This is a genomic window from Halarchaeum sp. P4 (assembly GCF_051195175.1).
Taxonomy (GTDB): Archaea; Halobacteriota; Halobacteria; order Halobacteriales; family Halobacteriaceae; genus Halarchaeum.
On sequence record NZ_JBNTKC010000001.1, the window covers coordinates 242,059 to 258,537 of the forward strand.

A 16,479-nucleotide genomic window follows, 5' to 3' on the forward strand; every position below is an offset into this window, starting at 1 on the left:
CTAAATCGCGTCGTAGCGCCCGAGTCGCGTGCCGTCACACAGGTAGGCCTCGGCGTCGGGGCAGGCCTCCGGGAGGAACGGTGCGAGGAACTCCTGTCCCTCGATGTTCACCCACGTCCCGCCGCTGTAGTCGTTGAACGCCGGGCAGACCACGAGCTCGCCCGAGAGATCGAGCGACTCGCCGTGGTGCTCGGCGAACGGCGCGCCCGCCAGCGGGCCGCGGAGCCAGACGCGCTCGACGCGGCTCCCGCCGACGTCGTCCTCGAGTCGAACCGCCGGATGCTCGTGGCCCATGCAGACGACGTCGGCGCTCAGGACGTCCTCGCTCGGCCACGTGTGGCCGTGACAGAGGCCGACGTCGCCGAAGCGCGCGCCGTCCGGCGGTGTGACGTCAAGGTCGAGGACGTCCGCGATGCCGCCGTCGTGGTTCCCGCGCACGAGCGTCACGGGCACGGGGAGTTCGGCGACGAGCGCCTCGAGTTCGGCCAGTTCCGCGCCCTCGGGTTCGCCGATGTGGTGGCCGAGGTCGCCGAGGAAGACGACGCGCTCGACGCCCGTCTCGACGACGAGCGAGAGCACGCGATTCCGGCGTTCCTCGGCGCGTGAGGGAGCTTCTAACCCCTCGCGGCGGAGCGACTGCTCGATGCCGGCGTGGTAGTCCGCGACGAGGAGGGCCGACTCGTCCCCGAAGTCGGCGACGGCGGCCGGCCGGTCGGGAACGGGGTCGACCCGCGCCATCTAGATGGCCTTCAGGTGGTCGTCGCCGGACTCGTAGCAGCGCCCGCTCATCAGCGCGGACTGGATGGCGTCCGCGATTTCGTCCTCGTCGGCGTCCGTCTCCTCCAGCACGGTGCGCACGAGTTCGTCGCGGTCGGCGCCGTTGCCCTCGTCGAGCGTGTCCATGTAGTCGACGACGACGTCCTCGAGGTCGAGGTCCGCCGGCGGGGATTCGGCGTCCTCCGTCTCACTCTCCGGTTCGTCGTACTCCGACTCCGTGAACTCCGCGGCGGTCTCGTCGGACTCCTCCTCGAAGTCGCCGCCGGCCTCGAAGTCGCCGAGGGACTCCTCGGCTTCGTCCACCTCGTCGCCCTCGGAGAACTCCGTCCCGCTGGAGAAGCCGACGTCGAACTGCTCCTCGACTTCGGCGCGCGTCTCCTCGTCCATCTCCCACTCCTCGTCGGGTTCGACGGCGCCCTCCTCGGACTCGGCGTCGAAATCGTCCGGAGAGGGCTCGCTCTCCGCCGTCGCGGGTTCGCCCTCACCCGTCGCTTCCGTTCGGGCTGTCGCGACCTCCTCATTCGTGGACTCGCTCGCAGGTTCGGCCTCTGTCTCCTCGGCAACCGACTCGGCCGGCTCTGACTCCGTTAGGTCGTGCGTCTCGGCCTCGACGTCGAAGTCGTCGGGGGAAGGCTCGCTCTCGATGGTGGCCGACTCGTCCTCGCCGGTCGTTTCGGTTCGGGCTGCCTCGGTGTCCGGCGACGTGGCCACTTCGGCCGCCTCCGGCTCCGATTCTGCGGTTCCGGTCTCGCTCTCGGCCTCGGACGCCTCGGTCTCGAAGTCGTCCGGGGAGGGTTCGCTCTCCTGTGAGACCGTTTCGCCCTCCGGCGTGACCTCGGCGCGCTCCTCGACGGGCGCGCTGGATTCGACGTCACCGAGTTCCGCGCCGGCGTAACTGAGGTCGGCGTCCGTGCCGTCGCCCTCGCTCGGCGCGAGCGCGAGGTCCTCGACTTCGTCCTGCTCGCCCGCGACGACGCGGGTGGCGTCGAGCGCGAGTTCGCGGACGGCTGCGAGGTAGGCGGGCGTCGTGCCGTAATGCTGGATGGCGTGCGAGATGCCGGACGCGAGCCCGTAGGGGACGTCGCGCTCGGCGAGCGCGTCCGTCAGGTCGTCGCCGCGCTCGGGGAGTTCGAGGGCGTCCGCGAACGTGCTGACGCGTGCGAGCGTTCGCTCGGCGGTCGTGACGACCCAGCGGTCGCGCGTTTCGGGCGTCACCGCGTTCACGCTCTCCGGGCGAACCGACGTGTAGACCTGGTCGGAATCGTCCGGGCTGAACGTTCGCGCTTTGCCGGTGACGGCGACGAACGACGGCACGTCGGCGTTCTCGAGCGACGCGAGCGCATCGGGTTGATACTGGCCGGCGTAGACGACGAACGCGCCCGTCGGGTCGACGACCCGCGCACGGACGACGTCCTCGTTCACTTGCTCGACCGACGTGAGGACGCCGACGACGAACAGGCGGTTGACGCGCGCGCCGGTCGGCGTGACGACGTAGTTCGGCGCGCGCTCCTCGTCGCTCTCCGCGAACTGGTAGTCGGCGTCGTCGAACTCCGCGGCGAAGAGCCGCCACGCGACCTCGCGACGCGGCCGGTCGTCCTCGCCGCTCTCGCTCGAACTCATGCGGACACCTCCGTGAGGAGGGCGTGCGCACGCTCAGTCGGGTCGTCCGCGCTCTCGCGGAACCGGACCGCCTCGAGGTTCGCGCCGTACTCGTCGACCGAGAGGTGCCCACGCACCTCGAACTCCTTCCCGACGACCTCCTCGCGGATGTCGTCCGCGACGACCTCTTGGTCCATCGCCTCGCGGGCCGCGTCGAGGGCGTCCTCGAGCGTACCCCCATAGACGTCCTCGGTCATCTCGCGGTCGAGGACGGCCGTCGCCGTCCCGGTGCCGTCGTCGAGGATGGCCTTCACGCGCAGGTCGTCCTCGCCGTCGACCTGGCCGTGCGTGCGACACTGACCCTTCTGGATGACGCGCCCGCAGTCGGGACAGCGCTGGATGAGCCCGGAGCCGTCCCGGACCTCGATGACGTTCCCGACGAGCTCGACGTCGTACGCACCGCCACCGGAGACGGCCTCGCGGACCGTCATGCGGGTCGGGCCGCCGACCTCGACAGGGTCGTCGCGCGGCGCGACCACGGAGAACTCCGAGACGTTCACCTCGGGGACGCCGCGGAACTCCCGGACGTAGGCGTTCTCGACGTGGACGCTCGCGCCCTCCTCCTCGAGCGCGGACTGGGGGTTCCACGCCGTGAACGGGAGGCGCGCGGACTCGTCGCCGAGCACGCCGGAGAGGATGTCCGTCTCGCCGTCGCGCCCGTCGATGGTCTTGCGCTCCACCTCGACGACCTGCACGTCGAGGGTGACGCCGCGGTCGCCGGGTTCGAGGTCCGCGAGGTCCGCCTCGCCGCCCGCCTCGTACGGGACGTCGAGGTCCTCCTCGAGCGTCTCGACGGTCGAGGACTCGCCGAAGTTCAACTCGGGGTGGCCCTCGTACTCGCGGACGCCCGCGTTGCCGATGCGGACGACGTCGCCCGCCGAGAGGCCGAAGTCCTCCCACGCCGTGTAGGAGAGCTTGCCCGTCTCGTCGGCGAGTTCGCCTTCGAAGATGACGTGGTCGTCGCCGTTGTAGCGGATCGAGCGCTTGCCCACGGTCAGCACCTTCACCGTGACGGTGACGTTGCCCGAGTCGGGCGTCACGTCGGCGAGGTCCGCGGACGTCGGGGCGGACGACCCGCCCCCAGAATCACCACCGTACTTCCGGCGGAGGCTTTGCTTGGCCTCCTCCATCGGCACGCTGTACTCCACGAGATTGCGGAGTCCCTCTGCGACCTCCTCTTTGTCGACACCGAGGTCGGAGGCGAGTTCCTCGGCGTGTTCGTCTACATCCATCACCGGGAATTGGGCCGGGGGACGTAAAAGCGTTCCTCGCGCGGGCGCGCGTGACTGAAACGGCGACGGCCCGAACGGCCTTCCGGCGCTCGCGTCTCACTCCACGTATGCGGCTCTACCAGACGTGGCGGAACTACGCGGCACAGCTCGCGCTCGGCACTCCGCTGGAGTCGTTCGTCCGGTCGTGGCTCGTCGACTTGCACACTGATTTCTTCGTGGAGGCCAGCGAGCGCGACGCCGCCGCGCGCGAACGCCACCTCCGCGCCGTCTTCGAGACGTCCGTCGACGTCTACGAGCGCGCGCTCGCCGAGGGCTACCCGGAGAGTCACGCCCGCGAAATCACCCACATTCAGGGTGCGTTCGACTTCACGAACCACGGCTGGGGCGAACTCCTCGAGTTCCCGCCCGAGGAGCGCGACGCCTACTACGAGAAGTACCGGGACTTCTTCGAGCGCCACGACTGCACGCTCGCCGACCCCTTCGGCGAGTTCGCGCCCGACGAGGGGCTCCCCGCCGCCCCGGAGACGCCCGACCGACTCGAAGGCGAGTTGCCGTTCGCCGAGGCCGGCTACGTCGACGGTATCTACCTCCATACCGCCGCGGAAGACGTGCGGGAGTAACGCGACGACTGAGCGAAGCGAGGGCGTCGCGAGAGCGCGAGCGCGACCAGCGGTCGCCGCGAACCGAACCGTCTTTCCACGCGCCGCCCGCGAGGGCGGGTATGCACGTCCTCGTGAACGCCGCGACGAGCGTGGACGGGAAACTCGCCTCGCGGCGTCGCGAACAGCTGACGATCAGCGGCCCCGAGGACTTCGAGCGCGTGGACCGCCTCCGGGCGTCCTGCGACGCCGTGATGGTCGGCGTCGGTACCGTGCTCGCGGACGACCCCTCGCTCACCGTGAAGGACGAGACGCTCGTCGCCGACCGGGACGCCCGCGGCGACCCGCCACAGCCGGCGCGCGTCGTCGCCGACTCACACGCCCGCACGCCGCCGGACGCGAGCGTGCTCGACGACCGCGCGCGAAGTATCGTCCTCGTCGCGGAAGCCGAGCCCGCCGAGCACGTCACGGCGCTCGAATCAGCGGGCGCCGACGTCGTCGTCGCCGGCGAGAACCGCGTCGACCTGGCCGGCGCCCTCGCCACCCTCGAAGAGATGGGCATCGAGCGCCTCATGGTCGAGGGCGGCGGCGAACTCATCTTCTCGCTCTTCGAGGCGGGCCTCGTCGACGAACTCTCCGTCTACGTCGGGAGCATGCTCGTCGGCGGGCGGGATGCGCCGACGCTCGCGGACGGCGACGGCTTCATCGAGTCCTTCCCCGACCTCACGCTCGAGGACGTCGAGCGCCTCGACGACGGTGTCCTCCTCTCCTACACCGTCGAATAGGCGTCCTCGAAGGCCGCGCGGACGAACTCATTGACCTGCTCGCGCTCGACTCCACGCACCGCGTGCACGTCCGGGTCGACCTCCCGCGGAAGGTCGAGCAGACCGTCGGGAACGTCCGCGATGTCGTCCTCGTCCGTGTCGCCGAGCGTCGCGCCCCCCTCGCCCGCGCGCTTGCGGTCGCAGAGCGTTCGCGCCGCCGCCACCCACGCGTCCGGGAAGCGCGCACCCTCGGCGTCGAGAAAGTCGGGAAAGACGGGGTCGGGGAACTCGTGCGTGTCCAGCACGTAGCGGGCGTAGAGCGCCGCACGGACGACGTGCAGCCGTCGCGAGACGGGCGCGTCCGCCTCGTGCTGACTCGTCGCGAGCGACCGGTAGTGGTGGTAGACGTCGATGGGCGAGAAGGACGCGAGCGCGTGCTCGCGGACGGCCTCGGCGCCCGGGCACGTCCGGTAGACCGTCGGGCTCGCGAGGAACTCGAGAGCCGTGGGGTTCGACTCGACGAGGAGTTCGGCGAACCGCGTGAGGTTCCACGCGCGGACGTCAACCCCCGCGTACTCGTCGTGTATCGACGGCGTATAGCCGTCGAGGACGACGTACTCGGGCGGCCGCTGCGCGTAGACGACGCCGACGTCGTGGTCGCTCGCCGGGCCGGCGTAGCCCCACGCGCGGCTCCCGACCTCTGCTGCGACCCGGACAGAAACGTCGTGTTCGACGCTTACACACTCGAGCGCGGCCGCCACCGGCTCCGGTTCCGGGGCCGACGGCGCCATCGCGTCGTTAGTGGGAGTGGCCGGTCGCCTCGGCGTAGGAGACGCCGAAGCGCTCCTCGAAGAGCTCGAGCGTCTCGGACTCGATGGCCTCGAGCTCCTCGCTCGCGTCGCCCTCACCGTGGTGTGCGAGGGTGTGTGCGCGGTTCGCGAAGCCCATCAGCGCGATGTCCGCGACGACCTGCGCCATCGACTCGTCGTCCTCCTCGCTGAGGAGGGAGACGAGCCCCTGCGGGAGTTCGACTTCGTCGGAACCGTCCGGACCGTCGACGGAGAACGTCACCGTCTCGACTTCGTCAGTCATGCCTCACGGGTTCTCGGCTCTGGTGGAAAAGCCTGCCGAAGCCCCGTCTCGGAGGGGCCCGTGCAAGAGGCAAGAGTTAAAACTGCTCGCGCGGCTACCGTATTCGTATGAGCGAAGCTCGGCAGGCGCGCAAATGCGTCTCCTGTGGGATCAACATCTCCGGGACGAACGCCGCGGCGTTCAAGTGTCCGGACTGCGGCAAGCAGATTTACCGCTGTGCGAAGTGCCGCAAGCAGAGCAACCTCTACGAGTGTCCTGACTGCGGGTTCCGGGGGCCGTAACGATGGGGAAGGTCGCTGCCGTCCTCAAGGTCATGCCGCAGAGCCCCGAAATCGACCTCGACGAGCTGAAGGAGCGACTCGAGGACTCCCTCCCCGAGGGCGCGAAGCTCCGCGGCTTCGAGCAGGAAGAAGTCGCGTTCGGCCTCGTCGCGCTCCTCCCCACCGTCGTCGTCCCCGACGACGCGGGCGGCACCGAAGCCGTCGAGGAAGCCTTCACGAACGTCGAGGGCGTCGAGTCCGTGCAGGTCCAGGAGACGGGCCGCATATAACGCGCGCCGGAATTTTCGCGCGTCCCCGAAACGAGTTACTTCTCCCGAGCGACCGTCGCTCGGTTATTCACGCCCCACAGCGACTGCGTTACTCCGTCGCGAGCTCGTGTAGCCGCGCGGGGTCGGCCTCGACGTGCCCGCCGTGGAAGCAGAGCACGTCGGTGAACGCGAGGTCCGCGAGCGTCTCCAGCGACTCGTGGGCCTGCTCGAGGTCCGGCGTGAAGCGCTCGTCCGGCCCGACGAGTTCGCCGTCGTCAGCGACGCTCGCGTCCGCGGCGAGGAGGACGCTCGCGTCCGGCAGGAAGAGCGAGACGTGGCCGGGCGTGTGCCCGGGCGTCGCGACGACCTGTAAGGGGCCGGCCGCGGTGCGAACCTCGACGCCGTCCACCACCTGTACGTCGACCGCGACGGGATCGTAGCGGTCGCCGTCCGGGCCCTTGATGGGGTCCTCAGCGCCCTCCATGACAGGCGTGTCGTCGCGGTGGGCGAACACCGTCGCGCCCGAGCGCTCGACGACTTCGGCCGCGCCCCCGACGTGGTCGCCGTCCTGATGGGTGAGAATCAGGTATTCGACGTCGTCGTAGTCGAACCCCTCGTCGGCGAGGGCGTCCTCGAGCACGTCGACGGTGTTGGGGAAGCCCGCGTCGATGAGGGCGAGGCCGCCGTCCTCGAGCTCGACGCCTGCGGGATGGATGGTGATGTCGCGTTCGGGCTGCGTGATGGTGAGCGGGAAACTGTAGACGCCGTCTGCGAGTTCCATACGCGTCGGTGGTGGCGGCGCGCGTAAAACGGTTGAGGCGTCGGCACCCCTCGTGGCGAGTCGGGAACGTGCGTTTTATAACCGAGACGCCAGTACGACTCCTCATACGACTATGCCGAGCTCCAACGGACCCCTCAACAGTACGCGGAAGAAGCTCGCCAACAAGCCCCGAGAACGCGGTACCTCCCCGCCGCAGCGCGCCGTCGCGGAGTACGATGAGGGCCAGAAGGTCCACATCAAGATCGACCCCTCCGTGAACGAGGGTCGCTGCCACCCCCGCTTCTCCGGTCACACTGGCACCGTCGTCGGGAAGCAGGGCCGCGCGTTCAAGGTCCAGATCAACGACAACGGGAAGGACAAGACGCTCATCATCAAGGCCGCGCATCTCCGCGCGCAGGAGTAAGCGTGACCATCTTCAAGGAGACCGTCGACGAGGAGTTCCTCACCGTCTCCGAGGCGCGTGACCTCCTCGCCGACGTCGAGGCCGAACGTGCGGCCGACGAGGAGCGCGAGCTTCGGTACGAACTCGCCCGCGCCGTCGAGCACGTCGACCGGTTCGCGGTGCTCGAGGCCGAGGAGTCCCGCGAGCTCGTCGAGGAACTCATGGAGTTGGAGCAAATCGCCGAGACGGCGACCGCCGTGAAAATCGCGGACCTGCTCCCGCGCAACCGCAACGAACTCCGCGCCGTGTTCGCCCAGGAGCGCTTCGCGCTCTCCGGGGACGAACTCGATGAGGTGCTGGACGTCGTCGCGAAATACGCGTAACCCTTCCCCGTCGGCTACCCGGCCGACCACACCGCCCGCGGAGCGGTGCTACTGGCCGACCCTTTAAGAACTCCCTCGTCGTACGTTCGCCCATGAGCGACACCCATTCGGACGACGGGACGGACGCCGTCGTCCTCGACGTGCTCCGGCATGGCCGCTCCGACGACGACCGGGCGGCATTCCGACGCCAACAGGTCGGCCTCGCCGTCGCGACGGACGACTTCACGCTCTACGAGTTCGTGATGAGCGACGGCGCGGACGTCTCCATCGGCGACCGCGTGCGCGTCGACCCCGACCCCGAGTCGGGCATCGAGCGCGTGAACGTCGTCGACTACGAGGACCTCTCCGCGGGTGCGCAGTCCGAACTCGAGTACGTCGTCGAGGAGCTCGTCGAGGAGAACGAGGAGCGCTACGTGGACTTCTTCAACGACGCGCAGCCGATTTCGCTGCGCCTCCACCAGCTGAACCTCCTCCCGGGCATCGGCGACACCCTCCGGGACAACATCCTCGACGAGCGCAAGCGCGGCCCCTTCAAGAGCTTCGAGGACCTCGAGGAGCGCGTCTCCGGCCTTCACGACCCGAAGGACACCATCGTCGAGCGCGTCCTTCAGGAATTGCGGGGCGAGGACGTGAAGTACAACGCGTTCGTGCAGACCGAGCGGTAAGAGGAGGCTTTACACCGCACGGGGGCGTAGCGCCGCCAATGACCGAGCGACGCGACCCCGACGCCCTCATCCGGCGTGCGGGACGCGGCAACCCGGACTTCGACCAGCACTTCCTCGTCGACGACCGCGTCCTGAATCGGATTCCGACGTACGCGGAGTCGTTCGACCGCTCGCACGTCCTCGAAATCGGTGCGGGGCCGGGCGCGCTCACCGACCGCCTCCTCGACGTCGCCGACCGCGTGACGGTCGTCGAGCGCGACCCCGATTTCGCCGCGTTCCTCCGCGAGGAGTTCCGCGCGGCGTGTGACGCCGGCGACCTCACGATTATCGAGGGCGACGCGCTCGACGTCGCGTTCCCCGAGTATACCTGCTGTATCTCTAACCTCCCGTATTCGGCGTCGAGTGAGCTCGCCTTCCGCCTCCTCCCCGAGAAGAAACCCGCGATACTGATGTTCCAACAGGAGTTCGCCGAGCGGATGGCGGCGGGCGTGGACGACGACGCCTACGGGCGCCTGAGCGTGACCGCCCAGCACTACGCGGACATCGAGGTGGTCGAGACGGTCCCGAAGGAGGCCTTCGACCCGCAGCCGCGCGTCCAGTCCGCCATCGTGCGGGCGACGCCGCGCGACCCGGACTACGAGGTCGAGGACGAGGCATTCTTCCTCGATTTCGTGAAGGCGCTGTTCACTCAGCGGCGCAAGAACGTCCGGAACGCGATTCGGAACACCGCGCACATCTCGCACCTCGAGAACCCGGAGGCGGTCGTGGACGCCGTCGACGAGGACCTCCTGCGCAAGCGCCCCGGGAACCTCGCGCCGGAGACGTTCGCAGAGCTCGCCGCCCTCGCCGCCGAACACGGTGAGCCGATGTGACGCTCCCCCTCATCACGTTCGCGGACGTCGCCGCACACCGGGCCGACCTGGCGCTCTCGCTCGGGTCGCTCGTCGCGTTCGTCGCCTTCTGGTGGGTCGTCCGGAAGGTCGCGGACCGCGTTCGTGGGGCGTTCGGCGCGCGCCTCCTCGACCTCCTGCTCGGGCTGCTCCTGCTCGGCCTCCTCGTCGCGGAGGGGAGCGCGCTCGTCTACATCTGGAACGCGGAGGCCCGAGTCTACGCGACGCTCGAGCAGATCGGTGACCCGATAACGCTCGGCGCGCGCGCGTTCGTCTCGCTCGCCATCGTGGTGCTGACGTACGTCGCGACGGGCGTGGTGAAGCGCGCCATCGAGAACCTCGCGAAGCGCCGCGACGGCATCAGCGACCACGAGGCCGAAATCGCGTTCCGCGTCGTCCAGATGAGTATCTACCTCGCGGTGTTGCTCGCGCTGCTCGGCCTCTGGGACGTCAACCTCTCCGGCCTCCTCATCGGTGCGGGGTTCCTCGGCATCGTCCTCGGGATGGCGGCGCGCCAAACGCTCGGCGCGGTACTCGCGGGGTTCGTGTTGATGTTCGCGCGGCCATTCGAAATCGGCGACTGGGTGCAGGTCGGCGACAACGAGGGAATCGTCACCGAGATCAGCATCGTGAACACGCGCATCCAGACGTTCGACGGCGAGTACGTGATGCTCCCGAACGACTACGTGGGCGCGCGGGAGGTCATCAACCGCTCGCGGAAGGGGCGACTGCGCCTGCACGTCGAGGTCGGCGTGGACTACGACGCGGACGTCGACGAGGCCGTTGACGTCGCCGAGGAGGCGATGCGCGACGTCGAGGACGTCCTCTCGGTGCCGCGCCCGCAGGCGGTGCTCACGGAGTTCGGGGCGTCGGCGGTCACCATCGACCTCCGGTTCTGGATCGACAAGCCGAGCGCCCGCCGGAAGTGGCGCGCGCACACGGCGGTCATCTCGGCCGTCCACGCGGCGTTCGACGAGCACGACATCAAGATCCCGTTCCCGCAGCGCGAACTCTCCGCGCGCCCCGAGACCGAGGGGTTCCGGGTGCGCGACGAGGTGCCGTCGGACGCGCCCGACGCGCAACGGGACGCAGTCGACGGTGCGCGGGATGTGAGAACCGCGGACGAGGACGGTACCGTCGGCGACGCGCGCGACGGCGAGACGGACACCGGAGACGAAAACACGGCGGGGTCGAACGATGAGTGACGAGTCGGATCTCGCGGCGCGCCGCGGCGTCGAGACGGAGGTGTACGACCCCGCGGAGGACTCGCGCCTCCTCGCGGATGTCGCCTGCGAGGAGGTGGCGGGCGACGACACCGTCCTCGACGTCGGCACGGGGTCGGGGTACGTCGCGGCGACGGTCGAGGAGGAGACTGGGGCACGCGTCGTCGGGTGTGACCTAAATCCCCACGCGTGTCAGCGGGCCCGCGACGCCGGCATTGAGGCGGTGCGCGCAGACCTCACGACGCCGTTTGCGGACGGGGCGCTCGACGTCGTGCTGTTCAACCCGCCCTACCTGCCGGCGGACGCGGCGGCGGCGCGCGAGGACTGGATGGAGGTGGCGCTGACGGGCGGCGAGACGGGACGCGAGGTCATCGAGGCGTTCCTCGACGACGTCGGTCGCGTGCTCGCCCCCGAGGGGTACGCGCTCGTGCTCGTGAGCACGCTGACGGGCGTCGAGGAGGTCGTCGACTACGCGGGCGAGCGCGGGTTCTCCTGCGTGGCGCTCGCGGACGAGTCCTTCCCGTTCGAGACGCTGACGGTGCTGAAACTCGTCCGGTAACGGTTTGTCCGCTTCCGGTCTACTCGCTGGTATGAGCGATGCGTCGGCGGACGTCGACTCGCGGTGGTGGCTGCTCGTTCTCGCGATGCCGGCCGTGACGGTCATCGAGGCGTGTCTCGGGTTTCTTCTGGTCGGGTTCGCATACGAGTCCATCGGTAGCATGGACCCCGTGTTGCTGTTGGCGCCGGCAGCGCCGTTCCTCGGTGCCGCGATACTGGTGCGCCTCCTCCTCCCCGTCGCGCTCTACAAGGACGCGACGGCGATTCGGGACGCGGACCTCGACTGGAACCCGGACCCGGCGAACTGGGGGTTCCTGGGACTGGGCCTCGTCGTCGTCCCCGTCCTCGACTCGATACTCGCCATCACCTACCTCACCCTGCGCTCGCGGGCGCTCGCCGGCGAATGACCCCGTCCAGCCGCTGGCCGTCACGCTCGCCGGGTCGGTTGGGTCCGCGATGAATTACTGCCGGTGATAAACACGGAGAGAAAATATTAACAGTAGGGGTGTCGAACTCCGACTACATGGAACTCGTCGCGACGACGGCCGGCCTGTTCCCGCTCCCCGACGACCAGCGGGACCGACTTGCCGACCTCAAAGGACACCAGAAGTCCGACCTCATCAGCGGTGACGAATCCGCGGACGTGACCGCAACCTACGACGCCGCCCGCGAACGCCTCGTGAGCGTCCAGCAGGACGCCGGCCTCGACCGCGTCGTCGAGGGTCAGGCCCGGTGGGACGACATGCTCGCCCACCCGCTCTGTGTCCACGACAACGTCCGGACCGAAGGCATCGTGCGCTACTACGACAACAACAACTTCTACCGCGAGCCCGTCGTCGAGGACGAGCTCACCGAGGACGGCGACCTCGCCGCGGACCTCGCGAAGGCCGCCCGCCTCACCGACGACCTGCAGGCCGTCGCGCCCGGCCCCTACTCGCTCGCCGACCTCGCCACCGACGAGCACTACGGCGACGAGGCCGCGTTCCTCGACGGCGTCGCCGACTTCCTCGCCGGCGAAGTCGCGCAGTTCCCCGAGGAGACCGAGACCGTCTTCCTCCTCGAGCCGAGCCTCGTCTTCGACGCGCCCGACGAGGACACCCACGAGCGCGTCCGGGACGCGATTCAGACCGTCAGCGAGGCCGCCGACGCCGACGTCGTCGTCCACACCTACTGGGGCGCGCTCGGCGAGAAACTCCACGCCCACCTCCTCGACACGAGCGTCGACGCCCTCGGCTACGACCTCGTGAACGCCCACGAGGAGTCGGTCTACCTCGTCCAGGAGTACGGCACCGCCGACTCCGTTGCGCTCGGCCTCGTCGACGGCCAGAACACGCTCGTCGAGGACGCCGAGACGGTCCGGGAGCGCGTCGAGTGGTTCCAGGAGTCCGTTCCCGTCAGCGACTTCGACACCGTCTACGCGACCCCGAACACCGAGCTCTTCTACCTGCCCGTGAACAAGTTCGAAGCCAAACTCCAGACCCTCGCCGAGGGCGTCGCCCTCACGACGGAGGCCAACCAATGAGCGACAACCGCGCACAGTTCCGACCGCCCGAGCACGAGCACGATCACTTCCTGCTGACCACCGTCGTCGGCTCCTACCCGAAGCCGACGTGGCTGAACCGCGCCCGCGACCTCCACGAGGAGGGCGAGAGCGAGCAGTTCGACGAGTCCGACTGGGAGGAGGCGACCGAGGACGCGAGTCGCCTCATCACCCACGAGCACGAGCGCTCCGGCCTCGACGTCGTCTGCGACGGCGAGATGCGCCGCGAGGAGATGGTCGAGTTCTTCGCCGAGCGCATCGAGGGCTACGAGTTCAACGGCCCTGTCAAGGTCTGGGGACACAACTACTTCGACAAGCCCAGCGTCGCCGACGAGGTCGCCTACGACGAACCGTGGCTCGTCGACGAGTACGAGTTCACCGCCGGCGTCGCCGAGCGCCCCGTCAAGGTCCCCATCACGGGGCCGTACACGCTCGCCTCGTGGAGCTTCAACGAGGCCTACGAGACCGAGGCCGACCTCGCCTACGACCTCGCCGACCTCGTCAACGAGGAGATTGAGAAGCTCGTCGCCGCCGGCGCGCGCTACATCCAGATCGACGAGCCCGCGCTCGCGACGACGCCCGACGACCACGCCATCGTCGGCGAGTGTCTCGACCGCATCGTCGCCGACCTCCCCGACGACGTCCGCATCGGCCTCCACGTCTGCTACGGGGACTACTCGCGCATCTACCCCGAAATCAACGACTACCCCATCGACGAGTTCGACGTCGAACTCGCGAACGGCGACTACGAGCAGATCGACGTCTTCACCGACCCCGAGTTCGGGCCCGACCTCGCGCTCGGCGTCACCGACGCCCACGTCGCCGAAGTCGAGTCCGTCGCCGAAATCAAGGAGAACATCCTCGAAGGCCTGAAGGTCGTGCCGCCGGAGAAACTCACCGTCAGCCCCGACTGCGGGCTCAAACTCCTGCCGCGCGACGTCGCCTACGGCAAGATGGAGAACATGGTGCAGGCCGCGCGCGAAATCGAAGCCGAACTCGACGCCGGCGAGATCGACGCCGAAGAAATCGCGGAATACTGATTCGTCAGTCGCTCGCCGACGTCTGACACTTCGGCGAGCAGTACCCGTTCTGCGCGGCGTTCGAGTCCTCGTACGCCTTGAACGACTCACCACAGTTCGTACAGTCGTAGGTCTCGAACGGCATACACGGGGCCGTATGCGACTCGGGGAAGTTGTCGCTTTCGGCACGACACGGTGGCGGGCGGACTGTAGAAGCTTGCTCCACCATCGAACGACCGAGTGACGGAGGACTGTCCCGAGGACGGCGACTCCTCTCTCCTGACTGAGTACGAAAGGAAGCGGGTCGGGAGGGAATTGAACTGGGCGAGATGGTCCTCGCCTCGCTCGGCTGCGACTCGCTTGCTCAATTCCCGGCCGCTTCGCTCCTCACGTAGTTCGTCGCAAAAGCGGGCCGGGAGGGAATTGAACCCCCGACCGTCTGATTAAGAGTCAGACGCTCTGCCTAACTGAGCTACCGGCCCAACGCATTCACCACTTACTGCGGGGTAGTCAAATAAGTTTCTTTCCGGGGGCGTCGTGCGTCGAGGTGGCACGCGGCGTGGGAGGCGTCTTTCGTCGGGGGGATTAAGTAACGTGGGGCGGTATCGAGGCCTAACATGAGTAGCCGGGCTACGATTTCGTCCATGTCGACGTACGCCATCCTCGGCTGTGGGAGCGTCGGGCACGCGGTGGCCGAGGAGCTCGTCGAGCGGGGGAAAGACGTGCTCATCGTCGACAAGGACGAGTCCCGGGTGGAGGCGCTGCGCGATCAGGACCTGAACGCGCAGGCGCACGACATCCGTGACGAGGAGGTCGCGGACCTCGTCTCCGAGCGCGACGTCGTGCTCGTGATGGCGTCGGACGTCGAGGCGAACGAGGCGGCGGTGCGGAACATCCGCGCGCGCAACGACGAGCAGTTCCTCGTGGTGCGCGCGAGCGACCCCGTCTCGAGCGACGAACTCACCGACCTCGGCGCGGACGTCGTCGTGAATCCGTCGTCGGTCATCGCGGACGCGGCGCTCCACGCGCTGGAGTCGGGCGAACTCGAGTACAAGGCCCGCCAGCTCGCGGACGTCATCGAGACGACGACCTCCCGGATGGCCATCGTCACGCACGACAACCCGGACCCGGACTCGATTGCCGCGGCGGCGGCGCTCCAGTCCATCGCCGAGCACCTCGGTATCGAGGCGGACATCCTCTACTTCGGCGAGATCGGCCACCAGGAGAACCGGGCGTTCGTGAACCTCCTCGACATCGAGTTGACGCCGTACGACGACGTCGACATCGACGAGTACGACACGGTGTCGCTCATCGACCCGGCGAAGGCGGGCGAGATGCAGGTCGAGGGGTCCATCGACATCTTCATCGACCACTACGAGGCCTCCGGCGAGGTGGACGCGGAGTTCGTTGACGTCCGCCCGAACGTCTCCGCGACGTCGACGATTCTCACGAAGTACATCCAGGAGTTCGACCTCTCGGTCTCACAGGAGGTGGCGACGGCGCTCCTCTACGGGATTCGCGCGGAAACGCTCGACTTCCGACGCGAGACGACGCCCGCGGACCTGACGGCCGCCGCCTACCTCTACCCGTTCGCGGACCACGACGTCCTCGAGCAGGTGGAGTCGCCGAACATGAGTCCGGAGACGCTAGACGTGCTCGCGGAAGCCATCACGAACCGTGACGTCCAGGGGAGCCACCTCGTCTCGGATGCGGGCTTCATCCGGAACCGGGACGCGCTCGCGCAGGCCGCCCAGCAACTCCTCAATCTGGAGGGCATCACGACGACGGCGGTGTTCGGCATCGTCGACGACACCATCTATCTCGCGGCACGCTCGAAGGACATCCGGATGAACATCGGGAAGGTCCTCCAGGACGCCTTCCGCGACATCGGCGAGGCGGGCGGGCACTCCACGCAGGGCTCGGCGGAGATTCCGCTCGGCATCTTCACGGGCATCGAGACGTCGGAGGAGAACCGCGAGACGCTCCTGCGGCTGACGGAGGAGGCGGTGAAACGCAAGTTGTTCAACGCGATGGGCGTCGACCAAGAGGCGACGTCGTCCTCGCAGAACGGCGGCAGTTAGACGAGCGCGCTCTCTTCTTCGGAGGTGGTCTTCAGTCGTTCGACGACGTCGTTGATGAGGATGACGTCGCCGACGGCGCGCACCCAGCGATAGGGGACGATGACGCCGCGCCGGCCGGTGTCGTAGTTCTCGAAGAGTTCGGGGTTGAGTTCGCCGAGCGCGAGGCCGTTGACGACTTCGGCGTCGAGGTCGAGTCGGATGTCCTCGACTTCGCCGACGAAGACGCCGTTGTTCGAGTAGACTTCCCGGCCGACGAGCGTCGTGATTTCCTGCGGGGTCTCGTCCATGTCCGTGGCGAACGGTGC

At 68.4% G+C, this 16,479-nt stretch carries 21 protein-coding genes and 1 tRNA gene; 14 read left to right on the top strand and 8 right to left on the bottom strand.

From position 1 onward, the window contains the following. Genes ACQUS8_RS01310 through ACQUS8_RS01320 form a run of 3 tightly spaced genes read right to left on the bottom strand, consistent with a single transcriptional unit; the run spans position 1 to position 3,668 of the window. The gene (locus tag ACQUS8_RS01310; protein ID WP_435095774.1) at positions 1-738 is read right to left on the bottom strand and encodes a metallophosphoesterase; all 738 of its coding nucleotides are present in this window, start codon (positions 736-738) and stop codon (positions 1-3) included. Further along, a complete protein-coding gene (locus ACQUS8_RS01315) occupies positions 739-2,397 on the bottom strand; it encodes a hypothetical protein (RefSeq protein WP_435095777.1) in 1,659 nt (552 codons plus the stop codon). Next, complete coding sequence (locus ACQUS8_RS01320; RefSeq protein WP_435095780.1) at positions 2,394-3,668, bottom strand: Single-stranded DNA binding protein; 1,275 nt, start codon at positions 3,666-3,668, stop codon at positions 2,394-2,396. Before ACQUS8_RS01320 ends, ACQUS8_RS01315 begins: the two co-directional genes overlap by 4 nt. Positions 3,669-3,775: 107 nt before the next feature. On the opposite strand from ACQUS8_RS01320, the gene ACQUS8_RS01325 reads away from it, so the two are divergent. Together ACQUS8_RS01325 and ACQUS8_RS01330 are read left to right on the top strand one after the other, a co-directional pair. Next, complete coding sequence (locus ACQUS8_RS01325) at positions 3,776-4,288, top strand: DUF6149 family protein (RefSeq protein WP_435095782.1); 513 nt, start codon at positions 3,776-3,778, stop codon at positions 4,286-4,288. A gap of 101 nt (positions 4,289-4,389) precedes the next feature. Beyond that, positions 4,390-5,052 carry a 2,5-diamino-6-(ribosylamino)-4(3H)-pyrimidinone 5'-phosphate reductase gene (locus ACQUS8_RS01330; RefSeq protein ID WP_435095785.1) on the top strand — a complete coding sequence of 221 codons (663 nt, stop codon included), beginning with the start codon at positions 4,390-4,392 and terminating at the stop codon, positions 5,050-5,052. On the opposite strand, the gene ACQUS8_RS01335 is transcribed toward ACQUS8_RS01330, so the two are convergent. Further along, entirely contained in the window at positions 5,037-5,822 is a 786-nt protein-coding gene (locus ACQUS8_RS01335) for a nucleotidyltransferase domain-containing protein (RefSeq protein WP_435095788.1), read from the bottom strand. The two genes, ACQUS8_RS01330 and ACQUS8_RS01335, sit on opposite strands and share 16 nt — an antisense overlap. A gap of 7 nt (positions 5,823-5,829) precedes the next feature. Further along, positions 5,830-6,123 (bottom strand): DUF7545 family protein, encoded by a 294-nt coding sequence (locus tag ACQUS8_RS01340; RefSeq protein WP_435095791.1) that lies wholly within the window; start codon positions 6,121-6,123, stop codon positions 5,830-5,832. 107 nt (positions 6,124-6,230) lie between these two features. Between ACQUS8_RS01340 and ACQUS8_RS01345 the strand changes: the two genes are divergently transcribed. Together ACQUS8_RS01345 and ACQUS8_RS01350 are read left to right on the top strand one after the other, a co-directional pair. Next, positions 6,231-6,404 carry an HVO_2753 family zinc finger protein gene (locus tag ACQUS8_RS01345; protein WP_435095794.1) on the top strand — a complete coding sequence of 58 codons (174 nt, stop codon included), beginning with the start codon at positions 6,231-6,233 and terminating at the stop codon, positions 6,402-6,404. Between the two features lie 2 nt (positions 6,405-6,406). Beyond that, on the top strand, positions 6,407-6,673 hold the full coding sequence (locus tag ACQUS8_RS01350; RefSeq protein WP_435095797.1) for an elongation factor 1-beta: 267 nt from the start codon (positions 6,407-6,409) through the stop codon (positions 6,671-6,673). An 88-nt stretch (positions 6,674-6,761) separates the two neighbouring features. Here ACQUS8_RS01350 and ACQUS8_RS01355 read toward each other — a convergent pair whose 3' ends face one another. Continuing rightward, on the bottom strand, positions 6,762-7,433 hold the full coding sequence (locus tag ACQUS8_RS01355; RefSeq protein ID WP_435095800.1) for an MBL fold metallo-hydrolase: 672 nt from the start codon (positions 7,431-7,433) through the stop codon (positions 6,762-6,764). A 112-nt stretch (positions 7,434-7,545) separates the two neighbouring features. Here ACQUS8_RS01355 and ACQUS8_RS01360 point away from each other — a divergent pair, with 112 nt between their 5' ends. The 9 genes from ACQUS8_RS01360 (at position 7,546) to ACQUS8_RS01400 (ending at position 14,114) form a co-directional block, all read left to right on the top strand. Then, a complete protein-coding gene (locus ACQUS8_RS01360) occupies positions 7,546-7,836 on the top strand; it encodes a 50S ribosomal protein L21e (RefSeq protein ID WP_435095803.1) in 291 nt (96 codons plus the stop codon). A gap of 2 nt (positions 7,837-7,838) precedes the next feature. Next, positions 7,839-8,198 (top strand): RNA polymerase Rpb4 family protein, encoded by a 360-nt coding sequence (locus ACQUS8_RS01365; RefSeq protein WP_435095806.1) that lies wholly within the window; start codon positions 7,839-7,841, stop codon positions 8,196-8,198. Positions 8,199-8,290: 92 nt separating this feature from the next. Beyond that, positions 8,291-8,863, top strand: coding sequence for a DUF655 domain-containing protein (locus tag ACQUS8_RS01370; protein WP_435095809.1), 573 nt, complete (start codon positions 8,291-8,293; stop codon positions 8,861-8,863). 38 nt (positions 8,864-8,901) lie between these two features. Beyond that, positions 8,902-9,735 carry a 16S ribosomal RNA methyltransferase A gene (locus ACQUS8_RS01375; RefSeq protein WP_435095812.1) on the top strand — a complete coding sequence of 278 codons (834 nt, stop codon included), beginning with the start codon at positions 8,902-8,904 and terminating at the stop codon, positions 9,733-9,735. Next, positions 9,732-10,958, top strand: a complete 1,227-nt coding sequence (locus ACQUS8_RS01380) for a mechanosensitive ion channel family protein (protein ID WP_435095815.1) — start codon at positions 9,732-9,734, stop codon at positions 10,956-10,958. Before ACQUS8_RS01375 ends, ACQUS8_RS01380 begins: the two co-directional genes overlap by 4 nt. Continuing rightward, a complete protein-coding gene (locus ACQUS8_RS01385; RefSeq protein WP_435095818.1) occupies positions 10,951-11,535 on the top strand; it encodes a HemK2/MTQ2 family protein methyltransferase in 585 nt (194 codons plus the stop codon). The genes ACQUS8_RS01380 and ACQUS8_RS01385 overlap by 8 nt, the downstream gene beginning before the upstream one ends. A 31-nt stretch (positions 11,536-11,566) precedes the next feature. Next, positions 11,567-11,941: a hypothetical protein gene (locus ACQUS8_RS01390; RefSeq protein ID WP_435095821.1), complete on the top strand. Its 375-nt coding sequence runs from the start codon at positions 11,567-11,569 to the stop codon at positions 11,939-11,941. Between the two features lie 116 nt (positions 11,942-12,057). After that, on the top strand, positions 12,058-13,056 hold the full coding sequence (locus ACQUS8_RS01395) for a 5-methyltetrahydropteroyltriglutamate--homocysteine methyltransferase (protein WP_435095824.1): 999 nt from the start codon (positions 12,058-12,060) through the stop codon (positions 13,054-13,056). Further along, on the top strand, positions 13,053-14,114 hold the full coding sequence (locus ACQUS8_RS01400; RefSeq protein WP_435095827.1) for a methionine synthase: 1,062 nt from the start codon (positions 13,053-13,055) through the stop codon (positions 14,112-14,114). Before ACQUS8_RS01395 ends, ACQUS8_RS01400 begins: the two co-directional genes overlap by 4 nt. Positions 14,115-14,501: 387 nt before the next feature. Here the strand turns inward: ACQUS8_RS01400 and ACQUS8_RS01405 are convergent. After that, positions 14,502-14,575: transfer RNA gene (locus ACQUS8_RS01405), tRNA-Lys, on the bottom strand. 135 nt (positions 14,576-14,710) lie between these two features. Between ACQUS8_RS01405 and ACQUS8_RS01410 the strand changes: the two genes are divergently transcribed. After that, positions 14,711-16,174, top strand: a complete 1,464-nt coding sequence (locus ACQUS8_RS01410) for a DHH family phosphoesterase (protein WP_435095830.1) — start codon at positions 14,711-14,713, stop codon at positions 16,172-16,174. Here the strand turns inward: ACQUS8_RS01410 and ACQUS8_RS01415 are convergent. After that, positions 16,171-16,461: a PRC-barrel domain-containing protein gene (locus ACQUS8_RS01415; RefSeq protein ID WP_435095833.1), complete on the bottom strand. Its 291-nt coding sequence runs from the start codon at positions 16,459-16,461 to the stop codon at positions 16,171-16,173. The genes ACQUS8_RS01410 and ACQUS8_RS01415 overlap by 4 nt on opposite strands. Between the last annotated feature and the right edge of the window lie 18 nt (positions 16,462-16,479).

What these genes read in the sequence shown, in the direction of transcription:
- ACQUS8_RS01390 (WP_435095821.1), top strand. Translation starts at nt 11,567, where the DNA reads ATGAGCGATGCGTCGGCGGACGTCGACTCGCGGTGGTGGCTGCTCGTT.
- ACQUS8_RS01395 (WP_435095824.1), top strand. Translation starts at nt 12,058, where the DNA reads ATGGAACTCGTCGCGACGACGGCCGGCCTGTTCCCGCTCCCCGACGAC.
- ACQUS8_RS01325 (WP_435095782.1), top strand. Translation starts at nt 3,776, where the DNA reads ATGCGGCTCTACCAGACGTGGCGGAACTACGCGGCACAGCTCGCGCTC.
- ACQUS8_RS01345 (WP_435095794.1), top strand. Translation starts at nt 6,231, where the DNA reads ATGAGCGAAGCTCGGCAGGCGCGCAAATGCGTCTCCTGTGGGATCAAC.
- ACQUS8_RS01375 (WP_435095812.1), top strand. Translation starts at nt 8,902, where the DNA reads ATGACCGAGCGACGCGACCCCGACGCCCTCATCCGGCGTGCGGGACGC.
- ACQUS8_RS01415 (WP_435095833.1), bottom strand. Translation starts at nt 16,461, where the DNA reads ATGGACGAGACCCCGCAGGAAATCACGACGCTCGTCGGCCGGGAAGTC.
- ACQUS8_RS01355 (WP_435095800.1), bottom strand. Translation starts at nt 7,433, where the DNA reads ATGGAACTCGCAGACGGCGTCTACAGTTTCCCGCTCACCATCACGCAG.
- ACQUS8_RS01330 (WP_435095785.1), top strand. Translation starts at nt 4,390, where the DNA reads ATGCACGTCCTCGTGAACGCCGCGACGAGCGTGGACGGGAAACTCGCC.
- ACQUS8_RS01360 (WP_435095803.1), top strand. Translation starts at nt 7,546, where the DNA reads ATGCCGAGCTCCAACGGACCCCTCAACAGTACGCGGAAGAAGCTCGCC.
- ACQUS8_RS01410 (WP_435095830.1), top strand. Translation starts at nt 14,711, where the DNA reads ATGAGTAGCCGGGCTACGATTTCGTCCATGTCGACGTACGCCATCCTC.
- ACQUS8_RS01310 (WP_435095774.1), bottom strand. Translation starts at nt 738, where the DNA reads ATGGCGCGGGTCGACCCCGTTCCCGACCGGCCGGCCGCCGTCGCCGAC.
- ACQUS8_RS01400 (WP_435095827.1), top strand. Translation starts at nt 13,053, where the DNA reads ATGAGCGACAACCGCGCACAGTTCCGACCGCCCGAGCACGAGCACGAT.
- ACQUS8_RS01350 (WP_435095797.1), top strand. Translation starts at nt 6,407, where the DNA reads ATGGGGAAGGTCGCTGCCGTCCTCAAGGTCATGCCGCAGAGCCCCGAA.
- ACQUS8_RS01335 (WP_435095788.1), bottom strand. Translation starts at nt 5,822, where the DNA reads ATGGCGCCGTCGGCCCCGGAACCGGAGCCGGTGGCGGCCGCGCTCGAG.
- ACQUS8_RS01315 (WP_435095777.1), bottom strand. Translation starts at nt 2,397, where the DNA reads ATGAGTTCGAGCGAGAGCGGCGAGGACGACCGGCCGCGTCGCGAGGTC.
- ACQUS8_RS01385 (WP_435095818.1), top strand. Translation starts at nt 10,951, where the DNA reads ATGAGTGACGAGTCGGATCTCGCGGCGCGCCGCGGCGTCGAGACGGAG.
- ACQUS8_RS01320 (WP_435095780.1), bottom strand. Translation starts at nt 3,668, where the DNA reads ATGGATGTAGACGAACACGCCGAGGAACTCGCCTCCGACCTCGGTGTC.
- ACQUS8_RS01340 (WP_435095791.1), bottom strand. Translation starts at nt 6,123, where the DNA reads ATGACTGACGAAGTCGAGACGGTGACGTTCTCCGTCGACGGTCCGGAC.
- ACQUS8_RS01370 (WP_435095809.1), top strand. Translation starts at nt 8,291, where the DNA reads ATGAGCGACACCCATTCGGACGACGGGACGGACGCCGTCGTCCTCGAC.